Origin of the sequence: Cellulomonas sp., assembly GCF_036279715.1 — a bacterium.
Classification (GTDB): domain Bacteria; phylum Actinomycetota; class Actinomycetes; order Actinomycetales; family Cellulomonadaceae; genus Cellulomonas_A.
On sequence record NZ_DASUIR010000153.1, the window covers coordinates 1 to 26,497 of the forward strand.

Consider the following 26,497-nt stretch of genomic DNA (forward strand, 5'->3'; position numbering starts at 1 on the left):
CTCCCCGAAGGGAGAAAGGGCCTCTGACCTGCTGTCTTACTAGTAGCGGGGGTAGGATTTGAACCTACGACCTCTGGGTTATGAGCCCAGCGAGCTACCGAGCTGCTCCACCCCGCGCCGGTTCCACCACTCTACGGCACGGTCGGAGGGCGGCCAAATCGGGCTCGACCCGGCCGCCCCCACGCACCGCTACTTGCCCAGCGCCTGCTCCGCCGCGATGGCAGCGGTGATGGCGGCGTCGAGGCGCTTCTGGGCCTCGCCGTAGGCGGCGAAGTCGTTGGCGGCAAGAGCGGCCTGGCCGTCGACGATCGCCTGCTTGGCATCCGCGAGCGCTGCCGTCAGTGCGGCCTGGGCGTCCGGGTTGACCGTCGGCGCAGGTGTCGCCGTAGCACTCGGGGTCGGTGTCGGCGTCGGAGTGGCACCCGTCCCGGTCGGCGGGACCACGCCGGCGTCGCCCGCGACCGCGCCGGCGTCACCGCCGAAGACCTGGTCGAGCGCGAGGCTGAGCGTCGGCGCGAACCCGATGTGGTCCCCGAACGCCACGAGCACCCGCTGCAGGAGCGGGAACTTGGTGCCGGTCGAGGACTGCACGTAGACCGGCTGGACGTACAGCAGACCGCCGCCGACGGGCAGGGTGAGCAGGTTGCCGCGCACGACGCGCGAGCTCTGCTGCGTCAGGAGGTTGAGGGTCGAGGAGACCGTCGCGTCGGCGTCGAAGTTGTTCTTGACCTGCCCTGGACCCGGCACGGTCGAGTTGCGGGGCAGCTCGAGGAGACGCAAGGTGCCGTACTCAGCAGCGGGCTTGCCCGCGGTGCTGCCCGCCTCGGCATCGGCCGCGAGGAAGCCGGTCAGGACGTTGCGCTGGTTGGTGCCACCCGGGATGAAGGTGGAGGTCAGCGAGAACGCCGCCGCCTTCTGGTCGGGCATCTTGAGTGTCAGGTAGTACGGCGGCTGCGGGAGGGCCTGGTCCTCGGCCGACGGGTCGGTCGGGTTGGCCCAGAAGTCGCCACCGGAGAAGAAGTCGGTCGCCGTCGTCACGTGGTACTGCGTCAGCAGGTTGCGCTGGACCTTGAACAGGTCCTCCGGGTACCGGATGTGGCTCATCAGCTGGCTGCTGATCTCGGAGACGGGCCGCAGCGACGTCGGGAAGATCGAGTTCCACGCCTTGAGGACGGGGTCGGTCGTGTCCCACGCGTAGAGCTTGACCGAGCCGTCGTAGGCGTCGACCGTCGCCTTCACGGAGTTGCGGATGTAGTTGACGGTCTTCGGCGCGAGGGCCTCGATGGTCGCCGACGTCTGAGTCACGGAGTCGGTCGTCGCCGCCTCGAGCGAGCGCGACGCGGCGTACGGGTAGCCGTCGGACGTCGTGTAGCCGTCCACGATCCACACGACGTGACCGTCGACGACCGCCGGGTACACGCGGCCGTCGAGCGTGAGGTACGGGGCGACCTTCTCGACGCGGGTACGGGGGTCGCGGTCGTAGAGGATCTGCGAGTCGTTCGTCACCCGGTTGGAGAAGACGATCTGCTCCGAGCCGAACTTCAGCGCGTAGAGCAGCTGGTTGAACGGGTTGCCGATGCTCGGGCCTGCGGAGGTCGCGGACGTCGGGAATGTCGTGTTGACCTGCCCGCCGGACGCGTCGTCGGGGTAGTCGAGCTCCCAGTTCGCGGAGCCGCCGGGCGCGCCGACGATCGAGTAGTCGGGCGACTTCGGGCTGAAGTAGATGCGCTCCTCATACTTGCCCATCTCCCCCGCCGACGGGATGCCGCCCTCCCAGAACTCGGGCTGGCCGCCGACCGCCGTCGTGTTGCCGTAGGCGGCCACGACACCGAACCCGTGGGTGTACACGGTGTGGTCGTTGACCCAGTTGCGCTGGTCGACGTTGAGACCCGCGAGGTCGAGCTCGCGGACGGCGATGACGGTGTCGCGGCTCTCGTTGTTCACCGTGTAGCGGTCGACCGAGAGCGAGTCCGTGAAGTTGTAGTAGGCCTTGTTCTGCTGCAGCTGCTTGAACGACGGGCTGACGATCTGCGGGTCGAGCAGCCGGATCGACGCGGTCGTCTCGGCGTCCGAGCGCAGCGCGCCCGCCTCGGCCGTGACCTTGGCGTCGTAGTTGGCGACCTTCACGTCGGCGATTCCGAACGCCTGGCGGGTCGCGTCGATGTTGCGCTGGATGTACGGCGCCTCGGCGTCCTGCTGGTTCGGGTCGACCTTGAAGCGCTGCACGACGGCGGGGTAGATGCCGCCCACCGCGACCGCGGACACGACCATCAGCGCGATCCCGATGGTCGGCAGCCGCCAGTTGCCGCGCACGGCGGTGATGACGAACAGCGCCGCAACGAACACCGCGACACCGGCGAGGATCGCCTTCGACGGGATGACCGCGCTGACGTCCGTATAGCTCGCGCCCTCGAACTTGTCCCCGCTGCGCATGAGCACCGAGTACCGGTCGAGCCAGTAGTTCGCTCCGATGAGGACCATGAGCACGGCGCCGACGACGGCCAGGTGGACGCGCGCTGACCGCGTCGTGCGCGGTCCCTGGGCGGCTGTGCCACCGACACGCAGGCCGCCGTACAGGTAGTGCGTGGCGAGCGCGGCGATCGTCGACAGCACGGCGACGGCCATCAGCAGCGACACGACGAACCGCAGACCGGGCAGCGTGAACATGTAGAACGACAGGTCGATGCCGTACTGCGGGTCCTTCTGGCCGACGTGGACCGCGTGCAGCCACAGCTGCACGGTGCTCCACTGCTGCGCGGCCGCCCCGCCGGCGAACAGGCCGAGGACCGCCGGTCCGACGATCATCACGAGGCGACGCAAGGGCTCGATCGCCTCGCGGTACTGGTCGAGGCTCGCCTGCTCGGGGGTTGACGGCGCGTAGATCGGCCGCGACCGGTAGGCGACGCGCATGCTCGTCCCGACGCCGCCCGCCATGAGCGCGAAGCCGAGGACGAACAGGATCGCCTGGGTGCCCCACTCGACCTTGAGCACGTCGACGAAGCCGAGCTGGTCGAACCACAAGACCTCGGTCCAGACCTGCGCCAGGATCATCACGAGGACGACCACGCCGACGAGCACCGCCACGGTGGGGCCCAGCGGACCGCGTCGGCGGACGGGGCGGGGTCGGGCAGGTCGGGCGGACGGTGTTCCGAAGCTCACGTCGTCAGGGTCCTCGTCATCGCGGCGCCCCGGTGGTTGCGGGCACGGTCGTCATGGGTGCCGGGGGTGATGCACCGACGAACGGTGAACGACCGGCAGCGGACCCAGGTTCCCACATCGGGGATGCGACGATGTCCCCCATGAGCGACGAGATCGTGACCCTGTCCCCTCGAGCCGGCCTCGCCGAGGCCGTGCGGGAGATCGAGCGGCACGTGGCGACCGGCGGCTGGGACGGGCCGGTGCGGGTGTTCGCGCTCGTGCGCACGGCCCAGGCGCTGCTGGTCGAGCCGGGTCTTGCCGACCAGCTGCCGCCGCACGTGCTCGCGGTCGCCGGTCGTGACCCGTACCACCTGACCTCGATCGAGCAGGAGGGCCTGCCGGCGGCGAACGACCTCGAGGAGCTGCTCGCTGCGCTCTCGTGGCCTGAGGGCGTCGACGGCGCGGCCGTCACGGTCGAGCGCGTCGTGCTCCCGCCCGCGGCGGAGGAGAACCTCCCGGCCGATCCCGACGAGGCGCTCGCCTACCTCGCCGCCCACCCCGACCGGCAGGACGTGCGGATCGCCGTCGGTGTGCTGCGCGACGGCACGAGCTGGTGCGCGGTCCGGACCCGCAGCAACGACTCGGACGACGCGGTCGGCCAGGGCGCCGCGCTCGTGCCGGGCCTCGTCGAGGCGGTCCAGGCGACGCTCGTCTGAGCGCAGGGGGCGCGCAGCTCGAGGCGCTGCCCGGCGCGCTCAGCCCGCGGTGCAGGTCGGCAGCGAGTCCGCGGTACCCGCGCCGATCGCGGTGATCGCCTCGCGCGCCTCGTGCAGTGTCGCGATGCGCACGACGCGAAGACCGTCGGGAACGTGGCCGACGACCTCCGCGCAGTCGTCCGCGGGCGCGAGGAACCACGTGGCACCGTCCCGGCGCGCGCCGACGAGCTTCTGCCGGATGCCCCCGATCGGACCGACGTCCCCCGAGATGTCCATGGTCCCGGTGCCGGCGACGACCTGTCCGTTGACCTCGTCCTCGGGCGTGAGCTTGTCGATGATCCCGAGCGCGAACATCGTGCCGGCGCTCGATCCGCCGATGTCGTCGATCTTGATCTTCACGTCGATCGGCGGAGAGAACGTGGGCTTGATGAGGACCCCGAGCTGCGCCCCGCCGCCCTTGCGCTCTGTCGTCACGACGTCGACGTCGATCGGGGAGCCCGCACGCTCGACGCCGAGGTGGACCGTCGCACCCGCCGCCGTCGCCTTGAGGGCGTCGGTGAGCTGCGTGAACGACGTCAGCGCCGTGCCGTTCATCATGACGAGGACGTCGTCCACGAGGAGGACACCGTCGGCACCGCTGCCGGCCGTCGTGCCCGCGACCGTGAGGGTCGCCGGGACGTCGAAGCCCAGCTCCTCGAGCGCGGCGACCGTCGCGTTCTCCTGCGACGACGTCATCTGGACCTGGTTGGCCTTGTCGACCTGGTCCTTCGACGCGTCGGGCGGGTACAGCTCCTCGACCGGGCGGACCGCCGACGAGCCGTCGAACCAGCCGCGCACGACGCCGACCACCGTCGACGGGTACCCCGGCCCGCCGGTCGCGGACACCGTCGTGAGCCGCAGCTGCCCGGTCGAGGGATAGGTCGGGGCGCCGGAGATCGAGATGAGCGGCGTCCCGCTCTGCTCCCCCAGCGTGTCGCGCGTCGGCCCGGGCGAGCTCACGACGTACGGCGCCGGGACGACCGCGAGGACCGCGAAGAGCACCGCGGCGACCAGCATGGCGATCGAGAGCGTCATCGAGCGCGCGCCGGGGCGCGCGGCGTCGTCGTCGGGCTCGGGCAGCCCCTCGGTCTCGTCAGGCTCGGGCGCACCGGTGCCGAACAGGTCGGCGCCGTCGGGCGCGGGGGTCGTGTCGTCCACGCCCCGATCATCCCCTACGGCTGGTGCGGGCCCTGCGCCAGACGGCTGCGGTGCCGATCAGTGCGACGGCGGCGCCCGCCGCGCCGAGCGCCGCGGCGTCCCGGGCACCGACACGCCGACCCGCGAGCGTGATGCGGCCCTGGACGCCCTCGAGCAGGACGTCGAGGCACTCGGAGCTCGACCGCTGCGGCTCCCAGCCCGCGGCGAGCAGCCCGCCGGCGTCGACGGTCCACGGGTACACGGCGTACGCGAGCTCGGAGCTCGGGGCCGGCAACGCACCGACGCGGTGCAGCCGCTCGGCCGTGCCGAACGCCGTCGCGGCCGCGAGCTCGATGCGCCGCAGACCCGCCGCGGCCTCGACCTCGGCCGCCGAGAGCGGACCGGGGACGCCGACGGTGAAAGGCCCGGCGAGGCGGTCGTCGAGCACGAGCGCGACCGCCGCGGCCAGGTCGTCGACGTGCACGAACTGCCAGGGCCGAGCGACCCCACGCACCGCGAGCAGGCGGGGTGCCTCGAAGTGCCGCGTCATGATCGTGTCGATCCCGGGCCCGACCAGGGCCGCCGGCCGCAGCACCGTGACGAGCGCCTGGCTGCGCCGCGCGAACCGGGCGAGCACCTCCTCGACCGCGAGGAGGTCCCCCACGACGCCCTCCGGCACGCCACCCACCGGAGAGAGGACCGGTGCGTCGTCCGTGATGACGGCTCGGTCGGGCGCAGCGCCGTGGACCATCGCGGACGTGACGACGACGACGTGCGGCACGCGCGCAGCCTTCGCTGCCGCAAGGGCCCGCTCCACCAGGTCGACGACCTCGGCTCGCCGACGGACCGGCGGGATGGCCCACGACGCCGCCAGGTCGCCCCGGTGCGGTACGACGACCAGCGCGCCGACGTCCGCGAGCGCCGTCTCGGGTGCGCTCGACGGCAGGTCGTCGAGCACACGGACCGGTCGCCTGCCGTCCGCGGAGAACCAGGCGCCGATGCCCGCGGCGACCGGGCCCGGCCCCACGACGACGACCTCGCGCGGGTCGGCGCCGCCGGGAAGTCCCTCGTGCGGGTCCCCCGCTCCCCTGCGCCCTGAGCGAACCTGGCCGCGCGCCATCCGTCGATCCCGTCCCATGTGGTTACCGTGGAGCTTCTTGGCCCATCGTCCCAGGAGTTCGCCGATGAGCATCGACCGCCCCGCCGGATCCACCCCCGGCGGAGACGACGTGCCCGCATGGGAGCAGATGCTCCGCCAGATGTTCGGGCCCGACACCGACGAGGCCCTGCGTCAGCTGCGCGCGCAAGGCATGGACCCGGCCGCCATGGCCGCCGCGTCCGGCCTCCCGGACGACCCCGCGATGCTCGGCCAGGTGCTCGAGCAGATCCAGCGCCTGCTCGCGGCGTCGGGCAGCGGACCCGTCAACTGGGATGTCGCGCACGACGTCGCACGGCAGGCGGCCGTCGCCGAGGGCGACCCGGTCGTGGCCGCACCGCAGGCCCGCAAGGTCGCCGAGGCGTTCTCCGTCGCCGAGCTGTGGCTCGACGCCGTGACGGACCTGCCGCCGTCGGGCGGTCCGGTCCGTGCCCTCAGCCGTTCTGAGTGGGTCGAGCAGACCCTGCCGGCATGGCGGATCCTGACCGAGCCGGTCGCGTCCTCGCTCTCCACCGCGCTCGCGGGGGCACTCGCCCAGACGCTGCCGGAGTTCGAGGCCGAAGACGCGCCCGCGATCCCCGGTCTCGGGTTCCCCGCCGCAGGCGCCGACCGGACCCAGCTCATCCGCCAGCTCGGCTCGGCCGTGTTCGGGATGCAGGTCGGCCAGGCTGCCGGGACGCTCTCTCGCGAGGTGTTCGGGCTGACCGACATCGGCCTGCCGCTCGTCAAGGAGCCGTCGACGGCCCTCGTGCCGACCAACGTCGACGAGTTCGCCGAGGGCCTCGACGCTCCCGTCGAGGAGGTGCGCCTCTTCCTCGCGCTGCGCGAGGCGGCGCTGGCCCGGCTGTTCACGCACGTCGGCTGGTTGCGCGGGCACCTGCTCGGCAGCGTCGCCGCGTACGCACGCGGCATCACCATCGACCTCGAGTCGCTCGAGGACGCGGTGCACTCGATCGACCCCACCGACCCGGCTGCCCTCCAGGGCGCCCTGTCGAGCGGCGTGTTCGCCCCGCAGACGACCCCCGAGCAGCAAGCGGTGCTCGACCGCCTCGAGACCTCCCTCGCTCTCGTGGAGGGGTGGGTCGACGAGGTCAGCGCCGCCGCCGCGCTGCCGCACCTGCCGCACGCCGTCGCGCTGCGCGAGATGATCCGGCGTCGCCGCGCGGCGGGCGGACCGGCCGAGCAGACCTTCGCGACGCTCGTCGGGCTCGAGCTGCGCCCCCGCCGGCTGCGCGACGCCGCGACGCTGTGGGCCCAGATCGCGCGCGACGGCGGGACGACCGCCCGCGACTCGGTGTGGGACCACCCGGACCTGCTCCCGACGACCGAGGACCTCGACGACCCGTCGGGCTACGCCGCCCGGCGGACCGCCATGCAGGACGCGCAGTCGGAGATCGACCGTGCACTCGCCGAGATCCTCGGCGAGGACCCGGGCTCAGCGATCGACTGAGCCGTCCGGCTCGTCGGGCTCGATGACGTCGTCCTCCAGCTCCTCGGACTCGATCGCGTCGTCGTGCGGCGCGTCGGTCGCGGGGATCTCGTCGTCCAGCTCGCTCGCGCTCTGCGGCGCGAAGGCCACCCCCTCGAGGAAGCCCCGGGCGCGTTCGGTACGCGGGTAGACGGCCAACGTCGCCCAGAACTCGGGACCGTGCCCGGCGTGCAGCAGGTGCGTCAGCTCGTGCATCAGCACGTAGTCGAGGACCCAGGCCGGCATGCCGCGCACCCGGTCGGAGATGCGGATCGTCCCGTCGATCGACGTGCACGACCCCCAGCGGCGGCCCTGGTTGCTCGACCACGTGACGCTCGCGGGCCGCGCCTTGCCGCCCAGGTAGCGCGCGGACAGCTCGGCGGCGCGCGTCGCGAGCTCGTCGTCGGACGGGCGGCGACGCTGCTCCTGGGTCGCGAGCCGCGTGACCATGCGCCGGACCCACTCGCGCTCCTGGGCGCGGGTGAAGCGCGCGGGGATGGCGACGACCGTGCGGTCGCCCTCGCGGAACGCCGTCACCGTGCGCACGCGGTTCCGCGATCGGCGGACCTCGACCTCGGGTTCGCGCACTGGGTCCCGTGACGGTTGCACGCGCAGAACGCTAGCGGGTCCCACGACCTGCGACATCGCGGAACCCTGCGGAGGTGTCCTGTGGAGGACGCGCACGCACGGGAATGGCGGCGTGCCAGTCTTCGCGGCATCGACAACCGCCTCGAAGAAGGGTCGCCATGCGCCTGCGCCCGGGTCTCCGCGTGCTCCGCCGGACCGACGCCGAGGTTCAGATCGGGACGGACACACGCTGGGCCGTGCGGCTGGGCGGACTCGACCCAGGTGAGGCCCGCCTGCTCTGTCTGCTGGACGACGACCCCGAGCTCGACTCGCTGGTCGACCGGGCGAGAGCGTGCGGGGTGACCGACGTGCGCGCCACCGAGCTGCTCGACGCCCTGCACGCCGCGCGCCTCACGTGCCAGACCCCGGCGAGCCGCCGGCCCCGGGTGCGGACGGCCGCGAGCGCCGACGCCGCCGTGTGGTCGCTGCTGCGCGACGACGGCGACGGTCGCGCGCTCGTGCGGGCGCGCGCCGACCGCACGGTCGGGGTCGTCGGTCTCGGGCCGCTCGGCCTCGCGACTGCGGTCGCCCTCGCGGCCGCGGGTGTGGGGACGGTGCTCCTGGACGACGACGGCCGCGTGACCTCGGTGGACGTCGGCGCAGCCGGCTACCGCCTCGGGGACGTGGGCTCGAGGCGCGTGCACGTGGCGAGCCGCCTGGTTCGCGACGTGGCGCCCGACGTGCGGACCGAGGCGGTCGCCGGGACGGTGCCGGATGTCGTCGTGCTGGTCGAGCGCGACGTCGCCGACCCCGCTACGGGGCTCGCGCTGGTGACGGCAGGGATGACCCACCTGTCGGTCGTGGTGCGGGAGGCCGACGCGCTCGTCGGACCGTTCGTCGTGCCCGGCGTGGGACCCTGCCTGCGATGCGTGGACCTGCACCGGGCGGATGTCGACGACTGCTGGCCGACCGTCGTCGCGCAGCTCGCAGGGCGGGTGGGGAAGGTCGGGGTCCTCCGAAGCGAGGTCGGCGTGCTGGCCGGGCTGTGCGGCGCCCTCGCCGCGGCGGAAGTCCTGGCTCATCTCGACGGCGGGCGGCCCGCGACCCGCGGCGCGTCCTACGAGGTCACGCTTCCGGACCTGGCGCCGCGCCGACGCCCCTGGGTGGTGCACCCGGGCTGCGGGTGCACCACCCTGACGTCGGCCCCGCCGACCTGACGCCGTGCCGCGGCGGCACGGACGGCATCAGGCAGCGGGGGCGACGACCTTGCGCGGCCTGCCCCGTCCGCGCTTCGTCGCGACGACTGCCCCCGCGACGAAGACCTCCCCGCCCCACACGCCCCAGGGCTCCTGCCGTTCGATCGCGCCCGCCAGGCAGCCCGCCATCAGCGGGCACTCACGGCACAAGGCCTTGGCGAGCTCGACCTGGGCGGACTGCTCGGCGAACCAGAGCTCGGGGTCGTTCGAGCGGCACGGGATGAGGTCGGCGATCATCCGGTCGAACTTCTGGCGGTCGTCGGTGGTGGTGACGGCCGCCGGTGGCCAGGGGCCGGATCCACCCTGGTTCACGGTGTCGAGCAGCGTCGTGAGCCGCACGAGGTCCTCCTGATGTCCTTGCTGATGAGCGATGTGCACGTCGGTTCCGGAGTGCCGGGGAACCTGCGCCGCCCACCCGAGACATCGGGGGACAAGACGAAGGCCGCGGTATCCGAGTGGACTCCGCGGCCTGGGATCTGGTCGGTCAGACCATCATGATCCTGGTGCGGGGTCGGATGCGGTCCAGGCGAGGCGACGGAAGCCGTAGTTCGCGCCGGAAGCGGTCATGGGCAGATCACCGGCGATGGGCGCACGACGCCCCTGGGTCGGCCCGGTGATGGGCACGAGGGTGCGCGTGGGAACCGCAACGACGGTTGCCGCCCCGACGACTGCGTTCAGCGTCAGCTTCATCTCTCGCACCCCCTCTCTTCTTCCGGCCTGCACCATGTCGGCGCGGCCTCGCACCAAGGACGTGTCACAGCGTAGGGGGGGCCGTTCAGGCAGCACAACCGATTAATCGCACGAGATGGTGCGAGCTTCCTCGGGCGGCCGAACCGGCTCAGGCAGGTGGCCACCTGACCATGGCCTGGACGCTCAGCGTCCGTCGGCCGCGTCGGGTGCGCCGGCCGCGACGACCGCGAGGACCGAGGGACCGAACTTGTCGAGCTTGGCCGGGCCGATGCCGTTGATCCGCGCGAGCTCCGCGATCGAGCCGGGCTTGAGCTGGGCGATCGCGGCGAGCGTCGCATCGACGAGCACGGTGTACGCGGGCTTCGAGGTCTGCGCGGCAACTCCCGCACGCCAGCCGCGCAGTCGCTCGTACAGCTCCAGGTCCGCGTCCGTGGTCAGGTCACGGGCCGCCGTCGGTACGCGCACGTCCGTCACGCGCCGACCGCCCACGCCGCGACCGGTGCCCGCCGCTCGACCGGGCCGGCCCTCCTCACCCGGCCACAGGCCGTCAAGGAAACGCGTCCGGCGCCGCGACGCCCGACCGCCGGGGTTGCGCGACCGCGCGAACGACAGCTCGAGGTGCTCGCGCGCGCGGGTGATCCCCACGTAGAGCAGCCGACGCTCCTCGGCCACCGCACTGTCCGTCTCGGCGAGCGAGATCGGCATGAGGCCCTCGCTCATCCCCGCGAGGAACACCGCATCCCACTCGAGCCCCTTCGCCGCATGCAGCGACGCGAGCGTGACCCCCTCGACCGTCGGGGCGTGCTGGGCGGAGGCGCGCTCGTCGAGCTCGGCGACCAGGTCGGCGAGGCTCGCGCGTCCGCCCGCTGCCTCGGCGGCCGTCGCGAGGTCGTCGGCGAGGGCGACGAGGGCCTGCATCGACTCCCACCGCTCACGTGCGGCGCCACGGGCCGCGGGCGGTTCGTGGGACCAGCCGGCCGAGATGAGGACGTCGCGGACGACCTCGGGCATGGGCGTCAGCGGGTCGACCGCACGGCCCGCGCCGCGCAGGAGCATGAGCGCGTCGCGCACCTCGCGACGGGCGAAGAACCGCTCGCCGCCCCGCACGAGGTAGCCGACGCCCGCCGAGGCGAGCGCCTGCTCGAACGCCTCCGACTGCGCGTTCGTGCGGTACAGCACGGCGATCTCGCTCGGGCGGGTGCCCGCTGCCACGAGCCGACCGATGCGTGCGGCGATCCCGGCGGCCTCCGACTCGTCGTCGTCGTACGCCGCGAACCCGACGGGCGGCCCGGCCGGGCGCTGAGCGACGAGCTCGAGCGGGGCGCTCGCACGGGTCCGGCGCGTACCCCGGAGTCGGGACTCCCGCTCGGCGCCCGCGAGCAGGCTGTTGGCCAGGCTGACGACCTGCGGCGTCGAGCGGTAGTCGCGCACGAGCCGCACGACCTGCGCGCGGGGGTGCGCCGCGGTGAACGTCAGCAGGTGGTGCGGCGTCGCGCCCGTGAACGAGTAGATGGTCTGGCTCGGGTCGCCGACGACGCACAGCTCCTCGCGGCCGCCGAGCCACTGGTCGAGCAGGTGCTGCTGGAGCGGCGACACGTCCTGGTACTCGTCGACCACGAAGTGCCGGTACTGAGCGCGGACCTCCTCGGCGACGTCCCGGCGCTCGCCCAGCATCGCAGCGAGCAGCAGCAGGACGTCCTCGAAGTCGATGACCCCACGCTCGGTCTTGACCTCCTCGTAGGCCGCGATCAGTCGCGCGACCGCCTGCCGGTCGAAGCCCGCGGGGGCCGGGCGGTCGATGGCGGCGCTCGCGCGGACGTAGTCGTCGGACGTGACGAGCGAGACCTTGGCCCACTCGATCTCGGAGGCGAGATCGCGCACAGAGATCCGGTCGACGGGCAGGTTCAGCCTGTGCGCGGCATCGGCGACCGCGGGCGCCTTGTGCTCGAGGATGCGCGGGGGCGCCCCGCCGACGACCTTGGGCCAGAAGAACCCCAGCTGACGTAGCGCCGCGGCGTGGAACGTGCGCGCCTGCACCCCGGCCACCCCGAGCTCACGCAGGCGCGTGCGCATCTCGCCCGCCGCGCGGGCCGTGAACGTGACGGCCAGGACCGTCGTCGGGCGGTACACGCCGGTCCGCACGCCGTACGCGATCCGGTGCGTGATGGCGCGCGTCTTGCCCGTCCCGGCGCCCGCGAGCACGCACACGGGGCCCGTCAGCGCGAGCGCGACAGCGCGCTGGTCCTCGTCGAGCGCGGCCAGGAGATCGTCGGAGGTCATCGTCCGCGATTGTCTCAGCCCCGGCTGACACGCGGGACGCCAAACTCCGCAGGCAAGGCCCCGAGGGAAGGGATCGGGGCCGCCGCGCGTTGGACCCGGCGACCACCCACGCGCGAGAGGGACCCATGACCACGCAGACGCTGCCCGAGGCCGGCACCATCACGATGTACTCGACGACGTGGTGCGGGTACTGCCGTCGGCTGAAGTCGCAGCTCGACTCCGTGGGGATCGGCTACATCGAGATCAACATCGAGGAGCTTCCCGACGCGGCCGCTTTCGTCGAGCAGGTCAACGGTGGCAACCAGACGGTGCCGACCATCGTGTTCCCCGACGGCTCGGCGGCGACCAACCCGTCGCTGGCGGACGTGCAGACGCGGCTCGCGAACTGACGTCGAGGGTCGCTCGCGATCGGCCGCGGCCCGTCGCACGTCTGCTGAGACCGTTCGTCGGCCGACACCGCTCGTCGGCTGACGACGGGGGCGCGGTCAGATCGCGTCGGGCAGCTCGGAGCCGTACCACTCCTCGATGAGCGCGTGCGCGATCGAGGTGTTGTTCGGCAGCCCGACCCACCCGGAGCGGATCCCCGCGCGCAGCTCCATGCGGGTGAACCAGCGGGCCGCGGTCACCTCGACGGCGTCGACCGTGACCTCGGTCGACAGCGCCTGCGCGCGGAAGCCGAGCATGAGGGACCCCGGGAACGGCCACGGCTGGCTGCCGCGATACTCGACGGCCCCGACGATGACGCCCACCTCCTCGCGGACCTCGCGCCGGATCGCGTGCTCGACCGACTCCCCCGGCTCGACGAAACCCGCGAGCGTCGAGTACCGGTGCTGCGGCCACAGCGCGCCGTGCCCGAGCAGGATGCGGTCCGCCTCGTCGACGACCGCCATGATGACCGCCGGGTCGCTGCGCGGGTAGTGCTCTGAGCCGTCGACGATGCACCGGCGGACCCAGCCGGACTGCTCCGAGACCGTGGCCGCCCCGCACCGAGGGCAGCGCGGATGACGCACATGCCATCGTTCGAGCGCGACCGCTGCCGTGGCGAGCCCCGCGTCCCGCGCCGACAGCACCGCGCCGACCTCACGCAGCGACGACCACCGGTCCCCCGCGAGCAGCACCGCCGCATCGACGTCGGGGACGAGCCGCGCGAGATAGCCGGGCGCCCCTGCGGGCCGGGTCTCGGCCGGGCTGACACCAGGCAGCCGGTCGACGTCGTCGACACCGAGGAAGATCCACCCCTCAGGCAGCGCGCCGCCGGGGGCGAGCAGCGCAACCTGGCCGGGCGGGAGCAGGACGAGCTCCGGGTTGTCGTCACCGCGGGTCACGACCGACCCGTCGTGCACCATCAGCACGCGCGTGGTGGCGTCGGTGAGCAGCGCCGCGACCAGGTCGGGGCGTTCGCGCAGGTCCGCTGCGCGGTCCGTCGTCGTCCGGGACAGCGGGAGCTCGGCTGAGATCACCCCGACACGGTACGCGCGGAACCCGGACATGGCAGACACGCCCGGGCGCTCCGGGCCCTTCCCCGCAGGGGCGCCTATCCTGGGCGACGTGCCCCGTTCTCCGCTCGCTCTCGCTGCCCTGGCGACCGTCGCCGTCCCGGGGCTCGACGCCTTCGACGTCCGGCGCCCCCAGGTCGCCGGCACCGAGTTCGACACCGCCGTGGTCATCGACTCCGTGCGCAAGCGCTGGATCGTGCGCGCGCCGATCCACGCGGGCGCCGGCGCGGCCCTCGAGGCCGAGGTCGCGCTGCTCGACGGCATCGTCGCCGAGGTCGATCTGGGCAGGCTCCCGTTCGACGTGCCTCGTGCCGCCGGCTTCGCCCACCTGCCCGAGGGCGGTCGCGCCGTCGTGTACCCCGAGGTCCCCGGGCACCCGCTCCGGCTCGAGGCGCTCGGCCCCGGGCCCGGGCTCGCCGCGTCGCTCGGTCGTGCCATCGCCGCGATCCACGAGCTGCCGACGGCGATCGTCGAGAACGCCGGGCTCCCCGTCTACGACGCCCCCGCCTACCGCGACCGCCGGCAGGCCGAGATCGACGAGGCCGCCCGGACGGGCAAGGTCCCGCCGCGACTCCTGCGGCGCTGGGAGGAGCGGCTCGAGGACGTCTCGCTCTGGCGCTTCTCCCCGACGCTCGTGCACGGCGACCTCACGGCGGAGCACGTCCTGACCGCCGGCGGCGCCGTCACCGGGATCCTCAGCTGGGGGGATGCGAAGGTCGCCGACCCCGCCGACGACCTGTCCTGGCTCCTGGTCGCCGCACCGCAGGAGTCCGTCGACTCGATCATGGAGGCGTACCAGCTGCGCCGGACCGAGCTGCTCGACCCGCACCTGACCGACCGCGCGCTGCTCGCGGGCGAGCTCGCCCTGGCCCGCTGGCTCCTGTACGGCGTGCGTTCACGCAACGACGACGTGATCGACGACGCGGTGCAGATGCTCGCCGAGCTGGACGAGCACACGAACGACGCCGACCAGCCGGCCCGCTCGCTCAGCTGACCGCGTCGGGAGCCGTGCGCTGCTCGGCGGCACGGGCCAGCAGCTCGGTGATCTCGTCCTCGTCGAGCAGCCGCTCAGGTCGGACCGTCCGCCCCACGCCGACGTAGCAGAACGCCGCACCCACGTGCTCGAGCGGTGTGCCCTTCCACCGCGACCACGCGAGCCGGTACACCGCGAGCTGCAGCTCCCGCGCCGCGACCTGGACCGGGTCCGACGGCGGCGCGCCGGTCTTCCAGTCCACGACGACGACCGCACCGGGCACGTCGGGTCGGTCGGGGTCGGGAAACACCGCGTCGACGCGTGAGCGCAGGACGTAGCCCGCGACGGTGGTCTCGATGTCGACCTCGACCTCGAGCGGCGTCCGGTCGGCCCAGGGGGTCGCCAGGAAGGCCGCCCGTAGCGCTGCCTGGTCGGCATCGACCCGGACGGAGTCGTCGTCGGCGCCCGGGAGCGCATCGACGTCGACCAGCGAGGCTGCACCGAACCAGCCCTCGACCCAGGCGTGGAACGCCGTGCCTCGCCTGGCTTGCGGGGACGGCTCGAGCGGGATGGGCCGTCGCAGGGCGAGCGCGAACGCCTGCGGATCGGCGGCGAGGCGCACGACCGCCGACGCCGACAGGTGCGCGGGCAGCTCGACGTCGTTCGACGGCGAGGCGGCGCGGTCGCGCTCGTCGAGCAGCACGTCCGCCAGGTGGTCCCACCGCGAGCTTCGAGGGTCCGGCGGCGCGGCCCCGGCCGATGGGGTGGAGCCGATCGCCGCCGCCAGCTCCGGACGGGCCGGCGCAGGTGCGGCCATCGCCGTCCGGACAGCAGCGGCGGCGGACTCGACAGCGGACCGGCGCGCCGGTGGCAGACCGTCCACCGCAGCCCCGAACGGATCGGCGGGCCACACCGGCGGCGTCTCGGCGCCCGCGCGTGGGTTCGACTCGCCGTCCGCCGGCGCGGCGGACCAGTCGTCGTCGGACACCAGGCCCGCGTCGGCGAGCTCGGTCAGGAACAGGGACGGCCGCCGGGACCCGGTGCCGTCGCCCCACCACGCGCCCGTCAGCAGCAGCGCCGACCGAGCCCTCGTCATCGCGACGTAGGCGAGGCGGCGTTCCTCGGCGACCTGGTGATCTCCTGCGGCCCGAAGGAACTGGCTGCGGCGCTGGTCGAGGTCCTTCGGGTTGTCCGCCCCCGCGTACGCGAGCTCAGGCAGGTCGGCCCGGTCGCCCCGCAACGGGTAGGGCAGCCGGCCGAGGCCGGTGAGCCATGCCGAGTCCGACGGGCCGTCCTTGCCCCCCGTGCGGATGGCCGGCAACCCGCCGTCGACGAGACCCGCGACCGCGACGACGTCCCACTCGAGGCCCTTGGCTGCGTGGATCGTGATGAGCTGGATCGCGTCGGGGTCCGGTTCGGTGACGGGGAGGTCGAGACCGTTCTCGTGGGACTGCGCAGCCGCGAGCCACGCGAGGAACGCGCCGAGGGTCGGGCTGTCGGCACCGTCCGCGAACTGCACGGCAACGTCGCGGAACGCGTCGAGGTGAGCCCTGGCCCGCCCGGCGGTCGCGCCTGCGCGGGCAGCCACCTCGATGTCCAGCCCGAGCAGCCGCTCGGTCTCCCCGACAAGCTCTGTCAGCGAGAGGTAGGTGTGCGAGCGCAGCGTGCGCAGCAGCTCGGCGAGCTCGACGAGGCGCGCCCGGCCGACCGCGGTCAGCGAGCGCCCGGAGTGGCTGTGCCAGCCTGACGGAGGAAGCTCGTCGAGGGCGTCGACGATGCTGCGCTCGTCCACGACGTCGCCCTCGACCGGGACGGGAGTCTCGCCGTCCGCTCCCGCTGGGGCCGGCCTCCGGTGCTGCCGCCCGAGCCCCGCGGCCTGCTCGGCCGACCATGCGCCGAGCGCATGGAGGTCCGCCGCACCGAGGCGCGTCCGGGCACCCGTGAGCAGCCGCATGAGCGCATCCCCGCGGGACGGGTCGTGGGCGGCCTGCAGCGCAGCCACGAGGTCGACGACCTCCGGCGTGGAGAGGAGCCCACCGAGCCCGACGACCTCGACGGGCAGCCCGGCCTCACGCAGCGCCCGGCGCAGCACGGTGAACTGGGCCCGCTTGCGGCACAAGACCGCGGCGCTCACCCGCGCGGCCCCCGGGGTCGCGGGCCGCCAGCGCTCGGCGAGGAACCGCGCAACGGCAGCGGCCTCCTCCTCGAGCGTCGCGGCGACGTGCGCGCGCACCTGTCCCTGACCCGCGCCCGGCCGCGTGACGAGCTCCGGGACCTCGACGCGCGTGCTCGCCCGGCGCAGCGGTGCGGCGACGTGGTTGGCCGCCGCGAGGACGGCAGCGTCGTTGCGCCACGAGGTCGAGAGCAGGTGGACGTCGGCGAGCCGGCGGTCCACCGACCCGTCAGGCGTGTGCGCGTGGACCGGGAACGTCTCGGGAAAGCGCTCGAGGCCGCCCGCGCTCGCACCGCGCCAGCCGTAGATCGACTGGTTCGGGTCGCCGACCGCCGTCACCGGGTGGCCGTCGCCGAACAGCGCGGCCAGCAGCGTCAGCTGCGCGTAGGAGGTGTCCTGGTACTCGTCGAGCAGCACGACCCGGAACCGCGCTCGCTCGCCCGCACCCACCTCGGGGACCTCGCGAGCGAGCCGCGCCGCGAGCGCGACCTGGTCGCCGAAGTCGAGCGCGTCGGCCGCTCGCTTGCGCGCACGGTAGTCCTCGACGAGGTCGAGGACGCGCGTGCGCTCCTCGAGCACCCGGGTCAGCTCGACGACCTTGGCGTACGGCCCGCGCGGCGGCGTACCCGCAGGCGTGGCCCGGATCGCCTCGATGATGGACTCCATGCCGGTCCGTGCTGCTCGGGGCGTGAGCAGGTGCTCGTCGAGCGCGCCCGAGAGGGTCAGGACCGCCTCGACGACCGTGGAGACCGCCGAGTCGGTGTCGAGGTCGCCCGTCCACGACTCCACGACCTCGCTCGCGAGCTGCCACTGCGCGGCCTCGCCGAGCAGCCGCGACGTGGGTTCGACGCCGAGCCTCATCGCGTGGTCGGCGACGAGGGACGCGGCGTAGGCGTTGTACGTCGCGACGGTCGGGCGAGCCAGGTCGAGCAGCCCGGGACCGGCACCGCCCGGTCCGCCGCCGAGGCCGACGAGTCCTGGCAGCACGAGCCCGTCGCGGGCGGCGGCGCGCGCGAGGTGCCGCAGGCGGAGACGCACGCGGTCGCCGAGCTCACCGGCGGCCTTGCGCGTGAACGTCAGCCCGAGCACCTGCTCGGGCGCGACGAGACCGTTCGCGATCAGCCACACGACGCGCGCGGCCATCGTCTCGGTCTTGCCGGAACCCGCTCCCGCGACGACGAGCGACGGGTGGAGCGGCGCCTCGATGACAGCGACCTGCTCGGCGGTGGGTGGGTGCTTGCCCAGCAGGGTCGCGATGCCGACGGCTGTGAACGCCTCGTTCACTCGACCACCTGCGCACCCTCGTCGTGCACCGGGCAGCTGCGCCGGACCGGGCAGTGCTGGCACAGGGGGTTCAGGGTCGCGGTGAACGTCGAGGCAGCCATGCGCCCTGCGACGTCCTCGACGAGCGTGCGCGCCCAGCTCGGCCCGTCGTCCTCGGGCCCGAGCGCGGACTGCGTGCGCAGCGCCGGTCCCTTGTTGACGTCCGACACGAAGACGAGCTGTGCGCCCGCGCTGCGGGTGCCGGGGGGCAGCTCGGCGAACGCGCCCGCGTCGACCGCGAGCTGGTACGCCCCCAGCTGCGGGTTCTCGAGCGCCTGCGCCGGCGAGGGTGCCTGGCGGCCCGTCTTCAGGTCGCTCACGCGCACGGTCGGGGGCTCGTCCGGGCCGCCCTCGTCGACGACCTCGATGCGGTCCGCCGAGCCTCGCACGACAGCCCGCTCGAGCTCGAGCCGGAACTCCCCCTCGACGACGATCGGCCGGCCTGCGGTGCTCAGGTACTCCGCGAACCGGCGCACCATCTGGTCGGCGCGGCGCCGCTCGACGACGGCGGGCCAACCCGGCCCGAGACCGAGCTCTCCCCAGCGCCGGTCGAGCTCCGCCGCCAGCTCCGCGTGCGTGCCGGTCGGGTGCGACTGCGCGATGGCGTGCACGAGCGTGCCGAGCGACTGCCCGGCGTTCGCCGCGGCGGTGCCACCGGCGGCCTCGAGCGCCCAGCGCAGCGCGCAGGTCGCGGCGGCCTCGACCTTCGACGGCGAGACGGGGACCTTCTCGTCGGGTCCCCACAGCGGGGCATCGCTCGACGGATCAGCGAGGCCGTGCCACGCGGACGGGTCCGCGCCCGCGACGCCCTCACGTGCCAACCGGGCGAGCAGCGCAGCGGCGTCATCCTCCGCGGCGCCGTCGAGCACGCTCTGCTCGAGTCGCGAGCGGAGCAGGGCGACGAGTCCCCGCAGGTCGAGCGGCGACGGCGCCTGGGCCCGGCGCGGGTCGAGGTCCTCGTCGCACGGCTCCACCAGCTCGCAAAAAGGGGAGGGCTGCGCGTCCGTGTCGGCGACCGCGGTCACGAGCAGGGTGCGACGCGCCCGCGAGACCGCGACCGTGAAGGAGCGCAGCTCGTCGCTCAGCACCGCGGCCCGCGCCCCCGCCCCGAGCTGACCCGCGTCGGGCTCGCGGCCGGCGAGCAGCTCGACGAGCTGCTGAGCGCCGAGCACCGAGTCGCGCAGCCGCAGGTCGGGCCACACGCCCTCCTGAACTCCTGCCACGACGACGACGTCCCACTCGCGGCCCGCGGCGCCCGCGGGTGTCAGCACCGCGACGGCCTCCCGATGCGCACGCGCCGCGAGAGAGTCGGCCGGGAGGTCCTGGGACAGCACCCAGTCCACGAACGCACCCGGTGGCGCCTGCGGCATGCGGTCGACGAAGGTCTCGGCGGCGCGGAACAGCGCGAGCACCGCGTCGAGGTCCCGGTCAGCGCGCGCACCGGACGTGCCTCCCGTCAGTGCGGAGCGACGCCACGCCGGTGCGAGCCCGGCGGCGTCCCACAGAGCCCACAGCACGGTCTGCGCGTCGGCCGTCGGGGCGACCGCGGCGGCGCGTCCGGCAGCGAGGAGGTCCGCGAGGCGCAGCACCGCGCGGCGCACCGTGGCTGGGAGGCTCGCGGCGCGTGCCGGGTCCTCGAGCACCTCGACGAGCAGCGCGTCGCTCGTGCGACCACCGCCGCCCGCGAGCTCCTCCGCACGCAGCGCCCGCCGCACGCGGCGCAGACCCACGGCGTCGAGCCCACCAAGCGGAGAGCACAGCAGCCGTGCCGCGGTCTCGGGGTCAAGACCGTCTCGAGACCCCTCGCGCGCGGCCGATGGGCCGAGCACGCACCGGACGGCCTCGAGCAACGGCCGCACCGCGGGCTCGTCGCGGAGCGCGACGTCGCTCCCGCTCACGCTGACGGGGACACTGGCCCCGGCCAGCGAGCGTCGCAGTGCCGTGACCTGCGCACCCGACCTGGCAATGACCGCCATGCGGTCCCACGGCGTGCCGTCCTCGAGGTGGGCGGCGCGCAGCGTGTGCGCGACATAGGCAGCCTCCTGCGCGGCGCTCGGGAGGATCGCGACCCGCGCAGACCCGGGATCTCCGGCCCCGGGGGCGGTGGCGCGCCGGTGGGCGACCGCCCCCACCGCTCCGACCCGTGCGGCGACGTCCGTGACGACCTCGCGCAGCCGGGCACCGTGCCGCCACACAGTCCCGAGCACGAGCCGCTCGGCGCCGAGCTCGCCGGGACCGTCGCCCTCGACGTCCGCGCGACCGACCAGGGCCGGGCTCGCACCACGGAACGTCTGCACCGCCGCATCCGGGTCGGCGAGCAGGACGAGTCGTGCACCGTCGTCGGCGAGCACGCGCAGCAGCCTGGCCGTGGCCGCGGTGCTCTCCTGGTGGTCGTCGACGACGACGAGCCGCCACTGCGGCCGCGGCGCGCCGGCGACCTCGTCGTCCCAGGCGAGCAGCGCCTCGGCGGCCTCCTCGACGACGACTGCGGGGTCGTACCGTGCGCCGACGTCCGGGGTCGCTGCTCGCAGCACCGTGACGTCGAGGTACTCCTGGTAGACGACGGCGGCCGCGACCCACGCCGACCGGCCGTGGCGCTCGCCCAGCTCCGCGAGGTCACCCGGTGTCAGCCCGCGCTCGGCGGCACGCATGAGCAGGTCGCGTAGCTCGTCGCGGAACGCCCGCAGCCCCAGCGCCTCGGTGGGGACGCCCGGCGGCCATGTGACGGGGACCCCGTCCCCCTCGGCGTGGCCGGCGAGGAGCTCGGCGAGGAGCAGGTCCTGCTCGGGGCCGGAGATGAGCGTCGGCGCGGGCTCGCCGAGCAGACCGGCCCGGGCGCGCAGGACGGCGAACGCCGCGGATGCGGCCGTCCGCACCATCGCCTGCCCCGACGTGAGCTGAAGCCGTGCGGACAACCGGTCACGGAGCTCGGCGGCCGACCGGCGGCTCGCTGCCAGGACGAGCACGTCCTCGGGCGCGAGGTCACCGCGCGCGACAGCGGCCGCGACGGACTCGACCGCGACCGTGGTCTTGCCCGTCCCCGGCGCGCCGAGCACGAGCAGCGCACGGTCGCCGCCCCCCGCGACGCGCTCGACCACGGCCTGCTGGTCCGGGTCGAGCACCAGCGCCGCGACTGCGCCAACCGCCGCCTCGACGGTGGCCGCACGCGGCACAGCGTCGGCGGCGGCGCCCGACGCCGCACCGACCGGGTCCAGGAGCTGCGGACGCACGAGCCGCAGCGGCGCGTGCGACGACGGACCCGGGTTCACGCGCCGATCACATCACGCGCCGCCCACATCCCCGGTCAGGCTGACGGGAACGGCCACGCGTTGGGAGTGCACACCCCGGTGCTGCCCGACTGCTGCTGCATGAGGGGGGCGAGCTTGCCCGCACCGGCGCAGTGCTCGTGCCGGTGCCCGAGCAGATGACCGACCTCGTGGTTCACCAGGTACTGCCGGTAGGCGACCTTGTCACCGTCCCAGCCGGCCGCCCCCTCGATCCAACGGCGCACGTTCAGCACTGCGCGACCGTTCGTCCCGCAGGAGACCTTGCCGGCGGTCGCGAGCGGCGCGCACAGCCGGTCGACGAGCCGCGGCGAGGCCAGGACGACGCTCAGGTCGGCGTCGGCGTCGGTCCGGGCGAAGGTGACCGAGCCGTCCGCCCCCCACCCGCGGGGGTCGTTGAGGGTCGTCATGACGGTCAACGCGAACAGGCCCGGATCGACGGCGAGCCCGCGCTCGACCTCGATGCGCACGGTCCGCACCGCGCCCGGTCCGGGAGCCGCCTGCACGCCGGGCACGACGACGAGCTCGCCCGACGCGCTCGTGGGCACGGCGAGCGAGAGGAGACCGGCGCTGACGTCCGTCACGAGCAACCCGTCCACGAGATCAGGGAGCGCGGCAGCCCCGAGCTGCGGCGCGACGGCCGAGCTCGTGACCGCCGCGGCGACCACCTCGTTCGTGCCGTCGGCCCAGTCGGGCACCGTCCCCCGACCGCCGACGAGCGAGCGAGACGCGCTCGGCGTGCCCCCGCCTCCCGCGAACCAGCCGCTGCCCGCCGCAGCGACGAGGTCGGGTCCGTCGACATCGGGGTCGAGAACACCCCCTGGGTCGGCCGCGATCCGCGGCGCGCCCGTGATCGCCTCCCACGCGCCGACGACTGCCGCCCCCGGGCCGGTGTCGGGCGAGGCCCACGCACCAGCGCCGGCGCCCGCCAGGAACGCCCCGAGCCCGACGCCGACGACGGCTGCTCGCACGCCCGAGCCACGGCGACGCCTGCCGCGCCCACCGGTGCGCGCAGGCGCAGCAGACCGGTGTCGGGATGTCATCGGCCCATGATCGCATCCTGTGTACCCGCCATGGCTACCATCACCTGATGACAGTGGATCGGGAGGGCCGGGGCAGGGGCCCCCGCATGTCTCGCGACGCCCGTCGCGCGCAGGTGCTGCGCGTCGCGCAGGAGCTGTTCTCGACCGAGGGCTACCACCACGTCTCGATGGACGACATCGCCGATCGCGCCGCCGTCAGCAAGCCCGTGCTGTACCGGCACTTCCCCTCGAAGCTCGATCTCTACGGCGCGGTCGTGGACGAGCGCGCGATCGAGCTGCTCGCCGCGATCGACGCCGCCGTCGAGCCGCTCGAGGCCAGGCCCGTCCAGCCCGGCGAGGGCCGCGCCGTCGTCGCCGCGATCGTGCGCGCGTACGTCGACTTCGTCGAAGGGGCCGGCGAGTCCGCGGCGCTCCTGTTCGAGTCCGACGTCACGAAGGATGTCGGCGTGCGTGCCCGCGTCGAGCACGCCTCGAGCGAGGCCGCGCGCCGCATCGGCACCGTGCTCGTCGACGTCACCGGACTGCCCCCCGAGAGCGCGAGCATGCTCGCCGTCGCCCTGACCGCGATGGCGCAGGCCGCCGCGACCCACCGGTTCCGGTCGTCGGGCGGCCCGACGCCCGAGATCACCTCCGAGCTCGTGGCCCGGCTGGCCTGGCGTGGCATCGCAGGGCTGGTCCGGCCGGACTTCGAGTACGAGGGTTCGGCCTAGGATTGACGCGGCCAGCCGGTCCGACCGGCTCGGCGTCGGACTGGGCAGGCATCGGGGTGGTCCGCCATCGGACGGTCCGGCGTCGCCGCGACGCACCGGCCAGAACTTGAGGAGACGGTTTCAGTGGAGATCACGATCGGCGTGCAGAACCTGGTTCGCGAGCTTGTGGTCGAGTCCGACCAGACCCCCGACCAGGTCGCCGAGGCTGTCGCCGCGGCGCTCGGCGGCAAGCCTGCGCTCGAGCTCGTCGACACGCGGGGGCGTCACATCATCGTCCCGACCGCGTCGATCGGCTACGTGGAGATCGGTGGGGAGACCAAGGGACGGGTCGGGTTCGGCACCATCTGACGCTCTCGCCGCAGGCCGACCTTGCGCGTGCGGGTCTCACGGGCCAGCGGTCGCGCGTCAGGCCGTCAGGCCGAGCCGCCCCATCCGACGCGTGTGCTCGGCGGTGAGCTCGCCGAACAGCTTGCCCGACGCCGCCCCCGCCTCGACGTAGGAGTCGGTGCCCGCAGCGATCCGCAGCAGCGCGGGACGTGACCCGAGCAGCGCCTGGACCACACCGAGGGCCTCTCCACCGAGCCGTCGGCCCCACAGCGCCAGACGTGCGACGAGGACGTCGTCGCCCGCGCCGGCCGCAGCGATCTCGGCGACGGCAAGATCGGCGTGGCTGTGGTCCTCGAGCACGTCGAGGACCAGCGCGCGCGACGTCTCGTCGAGCCGCGCGGCCGCGATCCGGCAGAAGTCGTCAGCGACCCCGTAGCCGACGTACGACGTGAGCAGCCGCTCCCACCACGTGCTCGGGGAGGTCCGCAGGTCGAAGTCGTCGAGCACGTGGTCGAAGCTGCCCATCGCGGCCAGGGGGTCCCCGCCGAGCTCGACGATCCGGTCGATCACACGGTCGCGGCGCCCGACGGCGGCGGCCGCCAACCGGCTCAGTGCGAGGCGCTCGGCGAGGGTCGGCGCGGCGACGGAGTCCTCGGCGCTGCGGGTGAACGCCTCGAGCTGGAGCTGGGCGACCAGCCCGAGCAGCTCGATCGCGTCGGCAGGCGTGCTCTGCGTGCCGGACGAGCCGGACGTGCCTGACTGCGCCGTCTGGGTCATCGGACGATCTTACCGCCGCCCGAACGGCCGTCCGGTAGGATGGCCCCGTACATCGGTTGCCCGGTCGTCTCGACCGCCTCGCGCACCGCGCGAATGACATTCACGATCGGCTGCCGGCCAACCGCGTGACGATGCCCGCTCCCGACCCGGCCCACGTGCCGCAGGAAGCGCGCGGCTCGTCACCACTCGAGTGAAGAGTCCTCTGTGACCACGACCGACACCACCCTCGACCCTGCGACGGACAGCTCCCAGGCCACGGACGCCGACACCGCGGCGAGCGTGCAGGCCACCAACCCGTCCTTCGCGGACTTCGACATCCGCCCCGAGATCGTCGCGGCGCTCGCCGCCGCCGGCATCACGCACCCGTTCCCGATCCAGGCGATGACGCTGCCCGTCGCGCTCGCGGGCCACGACATCATCGGCCAGGCCAAGACCGGGACCGGCAAGACGCTCGGCTTCGGCGTCCCGCTGCTGCACCGCGTCGTCGCGCCCGGCGAGGAGGGCTTCGACGCCCTTCCCGCGCCCGGCAAGCCGCAGGCCCTCGTCGTGGTGCCGACGCGCGAGCTCGCCGTCCAGGTCGCCACCGACCTCGCGACCGCATCGACCAACCGGTCGGTGCGCATCGTGCAGCTCTACGGCGGCCGCGCGTACGAGCCGCAGGTCAGCGCGCTGACGAAGGGCGTCGAGGTCGTCGTCGGGACCCCCGGACGCATGATCGACCTCCAGAACCAGGGCTTCCTCGACCTGTCGTACGCACGGTGCGTCGTGCTCGACGAGGCCGACGAGATGCTCGACCTCGGGTTCCTCCCCGACGTCGAGAAGCTCCTGTCGCGGACCCCCGCAGCGCGGACCACGATGCTCTTCTCCGCGACCATGCCGGGCGCCGTCGTCGCGATGGCCCGCCGCTACATGACCCAGCCGACGCACATCCGGGCCAACGACCCGGACGACGGCGGCCAGACCGTCAAGAACATCAAGCAGGTCGTCTACCGCGCGCACGCGATGGACAAGGTCGAGGTCCTCGCGCGCATCCTGCAGTCCGAGGGCCGCGGTCTGACGATCGTCTTCGCTCGCACCAAGCGCACCGCGGCGAAGGTGGCCGACGACCTGATCGAGCGCGGGTTCGCGGCCGGCGCCATTCACGGCGACCTCGGCCAGGGCGCGCGTGAGCAGGCGCTGCGAGCGTTCCGCAACGGCAAGGTCGACGTCCTCGTCGCGACCGACGTCGCGGCGCGCGGCATCGACGTCGACGACGTCACGCACGTCATCAACTACCAGTGCACCGAGGACGAGAAGATCTACCTCCACCGAACCGGCCGCACCGGCCGCGCGGGGCACAAGGGCACCGCGGTGACGTTCGTCGACTGGGACGACATGCCGCGCTGGGGCCTGATCAACAAGGCGCTCGACCTCGGCATCCCCGAGCCCGTCGAGACGTACTCGAGCTCTCCGCACCTGTACGCCGAGCTCAACATCCCCGTCGGGACGAAGGGCCGCCTGCCGCGGTCCCAGCAGACGCGTGCCGGTCTCGACGCGGAGGTCCTCGAGGACCTCGGGGAGACGGGCAAGCGCCACGCGACGAGCGGCGGGCACGCGGGCGGCGCACGCTCGTCCGACCACCACACCGACGGCGGACGCGGGCGTGGCCCGCGTGACGGCGGTTCACGTGACGGCAGCCAGCGCGCGAGCGGACCGCGTGACGGCGGCCGCGCGCGCGGTGCACGGCCGACCGGCGACGGCGCGTCGTCGCGCAACGCGGACGCAGCCCCGGCGGCCGGTGCCACCCGCGCACCCGAGGCGCCTGCCGGAGCGAATGGCCCCGACACGACCGCGTCGAACGACCGCCCGCGCCGCTCGCGCAACCGTCGCCGCACGCGCGGTGGCGACTCGTCCGCGACGCCGGCGGCGTCCGCCGAGTAGGTCACCGAGCCCGTCGAGGGCTCG

The 26,497-nt window shown here is 73.9% G+C and carries 20 protein-coding genes and 1 tRNA gene; 8 read left to right on the forward strand and 13 right to left on the reverse strand.

The features are described 5' to 3' along the window. Positions 1–43: 43 nt before the first annotated feature. Positions 44–117: transfer RNA gene (locus tag VFW79_RS14060), tRNA-Met, on the reverse strand. Positions 118–189: 72 nt separating this feature from the next. Beyond that, positions 190–3,159, reverse strand: a complete 2,970-nt coding sequence (locus tag VFW79_RS14065; RefSeq protein WP_329677917.1) for a UPF0182 family protein — start codon at positions 3,157–3,159, stop codon at positions 190–192. 140 nt (positions 3,160–3,299) lie between these two features. Between VFW79_RS14065 and VFW79_RS14070 the strand changes: the two genes are divergently transcribed. Further along, positions 3,300–3,854: a PPA1309 family protein gene (locus tag VFW79_RS14070; RefSeq protein ID WP_329677918.1), complete on the forward strand. Its 555-nt coding sequence runs from the start codon at positions 3,300–3,302 to the stop codon at positions 3,852–3,854. Positions 3,855–3,893: 39 nt separating this feature from the next. Here the strand turns inward: VFW79_RS14070 and VFW79_RS14075 are convergent, their stop codons facing one another. Then, positions 3,894–5,051 carry a YlbL family protein gene (locus tag VFW79_RS14075; protein WP_329677919.1) on the reverse strand — a complete coding sequence of 386 codons (1,158 nt, stop codon included), beginning with the start codon at positions 5,049–5,051 and terminating at the stop codon, positions 3,894–3,896. A 7-nt stretch (positions 5,052–5,058) separates the two neighbouring features. Then, a complete protein-coding gene (locus VFW79_RS14080; protein WP_329677920.1) occupies positions 5,059–6,168 on the reverse strand; it encodes a nucleoside-diphosphate sugar epimerase in 1,110 nt (369 codons plus the stop codon). A gap of 46 nt (positions 6,169–6,214) precedes the next feature. On the opposite strand from VFW79_RS14080, the gene VFW79_RS14085 reads away from it, so the two are divergent. Then, entirely contained in the window at positions 6,215–7,636 is a 1,422-nt protein-coding gene (locus VFW79_RS14085; protein WP_329677921.1) for a zinc-dependent metalloprotease, read from the forward strand. Here VFW79_RS14085 and VFW79_RS14090 read toward each other — a convergent pair. After that, the gene (locus VFW79_RS14090; protein WP_329677922.1) at positions 7,622–8,200 is read right to left on the reverse strand and encodes a M48 family metallopeptidase; all 579 of its coding nucleotides are present in this window, start codon (positions 8,198–8,200) and stop codon (positions 7,622–7,624) included. The two genes, VFW79_RS14085 and VFW79_RS14090, sit on opposite strands and share 15 nt — an antisense overlap. A gap of 200 nt (positions 8,201–8,400) precedes the next feature. Between VFW79_RS14090 and VFW79_RS14095 the strand changes: the two genes are divergently transcribed. Beyond that, positions 8,401–9,438, forward strand: a complete 1,038-nt coding sequence (locus VFW79_RS14095; RefSeq protein WP_329677923.1) for a ThiF family adenylyltransferase — start codon at positions 8,401–8,403, stop codon at positions 9,436–9,438. Between the two features lie 27 nt (positions 9,439–9,465). On the opposite strand, the gene VFW79_RS14100 is transcribed toward VFW79_RS14095, so the two are convergent. The 3 genes from VFW79_RS14100 to VFW79_RS14110 all read right to left on the reverse strand — a co-directional run bounded on the left by VFW79_RS14100 (position 9,466) and on the right by VFW79_RS14110 (position 12,447). Further along, entirely contained in the window at positions 9,466–9,816 is a 351-nt protein-coding gene (locus tag VFW79_RS14100) for a WhiB family transcriptional regulator (protein WP_329677924.1), read from the reverse strand. Between the two features lie 153 nt (positions 9,817–9,969). Further along, positions 9,970–10,167 carry a hypothetical protein gene (locus VFW79_RS14105; protein ID WP_329677925.1) on the reverse strand — a complete coding sequence of 66 codons (198 nt, stop codon included), beginning with the start codon at positions 10,165–10,167 and terminating at the stop codon, positions 9,970–9,972. A gap of 183 nt (positions 10,168–10,350) precedes the next feature. After that, complete coding sequence (locus VFW79_RS14110; protein WP_329677926.1) at positions 10,351–12,447, reverse strand: ATP-dependent DNA helicase UvrD2; 2,097 nt, start codon at positions 12,445–12,447, stop codon at positions 10,351–10,353. A gap of 125 nt (positions 12,448–12,572) precedes the next feature. On the opposite strand from VFW79_RS14110, the gene VFW79_RS14115 reads away from it, so the two are divergent. Beyond that, entirely contained in the window at positions 12,573–12,836 is a 264-nt protein-coding gene (locus VFW79_RS14115) for a mycoredoxin (RefSeq protein WP_329677927.1), read from the forward strand. Between the two features lie 96 nt (positions 12,837–12,932). Here the strand turns inward: VFW79_RS14115 and nudC are convergent, their stop codons facing one another. Continuing rightward, complete coding sequence (gene nudC, locus VFW79_RS14120; RefSeq protein ID WP_329677928.1) at positions 12,933–13,907, reverse strand: NAD(+) diphosphatase; 975 nt, start codon at positions 13,905–13,907, stop codon at positions 12,933–12,935. Between the two features lie 88 nt (positions 13,908–13,995). Here nudC and VFW79_RS14125 point away from each other — a divergent pair, with 88 nt between their 5' ends. Then, on the forward strand, positions 13,996–14,937 hold the full coding sequence (locus tag VFW79_RS14125) for a phosphotransferase (protein ID WP_329677929.1): 942 nt from the start codon (positions 13,996–13,998) through the stop codon (positions 14,935–14,937). Here VFW79_RS14125 and VFW79_RS14130 read toward each other — a convergent pair. The 3 genes from VFW79_RS14130 to VFW79_RS14140 are packed head-to-tail and all read right to left on the reverse strand — an operon-like array spanning position 14,930 to position 22,739. Beyond that, a complete protein-coding gene (locus tag VFW79_RS14130; RefSeq protein ID WP_329677930.1) occupies positions 14,930–18,373 on the reverse strand; it encodes an ATP-dependent DNA helicase in 3,444 nt (1,147 codons plus the stop codon). The two genes, VFW79_RS14125 and VFW79_RS14130, sit on opposite strands and share 8 nt — an antisense overlap. Further along, entirely contained in the window at positions 18,370–21,681 is a 3,312-nt protein-coding gene (locus tag VFW79_RS14135; RefSeq protein WP_329677931.1) for an ATP-dependent DNA helicase, read from the reverse strand. Before VFW79_RS14135 ends, VFW79_RS14130 begins: the two co-directional genes overlap by 4 nt. Before the next feature lie 35 nt (positions 21,682–21,716). Then, positions 21,717–22,739, reverse strand: a complete 1,023-nt coding sequence (locus VFW79_RS14140) for a DUF3152 domain-containing protein (RefSeq protein WP_329677932.1) — start codon at positions 22,737–22,739, stop codon at positions 21,717–21,719. Between the two features lie 86 nt (positions 22,740–22,825). Between VFW79_RS14140 and VFW79_RS14145 the strand changes: the two genes are divergently transcribed. Both VFW79_RS14145 and VFW79_RS14150 read left to right on the forward strand, forming a co-directional pair. Beyond that, positions 22,826–23,449, forward strand: coding sequence for a TetR/AcrR family transcriptional regulator (locus tag VFW79_RS14145; protein WP_329677933.1), 624 nt, complete (start codon positions 22,826–22,828; stop codon positions 23,447–23,449). Between the two features lie 123 nt (positions 23,450–23,572). Next, complete coding sequence (locus VFW79_RS14150; protein WP_109130637.1) at positions 23,573–23,797, forward strand: DUF3107 domain-containing protein; 225 nt, start codon at positions 23,573–23,575, stop codon at positions 23,795–23,797. A gap of 57 nt (positions 23,798–23,854) precedes the next feature. On the opposite strand, the gene VFW79_RS14155 is transcribed toward VFW79_RS14150, so the two are convergent. After that, complete coding sequence (locus VFW79_RS14155) at positions 23,855–24,553, reverse strand: ferritin-like fold-containing protein (protein ID WP_329677934.1); 699 nt, start codon at positions 24,551–24,553, stop codon at positions 23,855–23,857. Positions 24,554–24,757: 204 nt separating this feature from the next. Between VFW79_RS14155 and VFW79_RS14160 the strand changes: the two genes are divergently transcribed. After that, the gene (locus VFW79_RS14160; protein ID WP_414647984.1) at positions 24,758–26,473 is read left to right on the forward strand and encodes a DEAD/DEAH box helicase; all 1,716 of its coding nucleotides are present in this window, start codon (positions 24,758–24,760) and stop codon (positions 26,471–26,473) included. Positions 26,474–26,497: the final 24 nt, after the last annotated feature.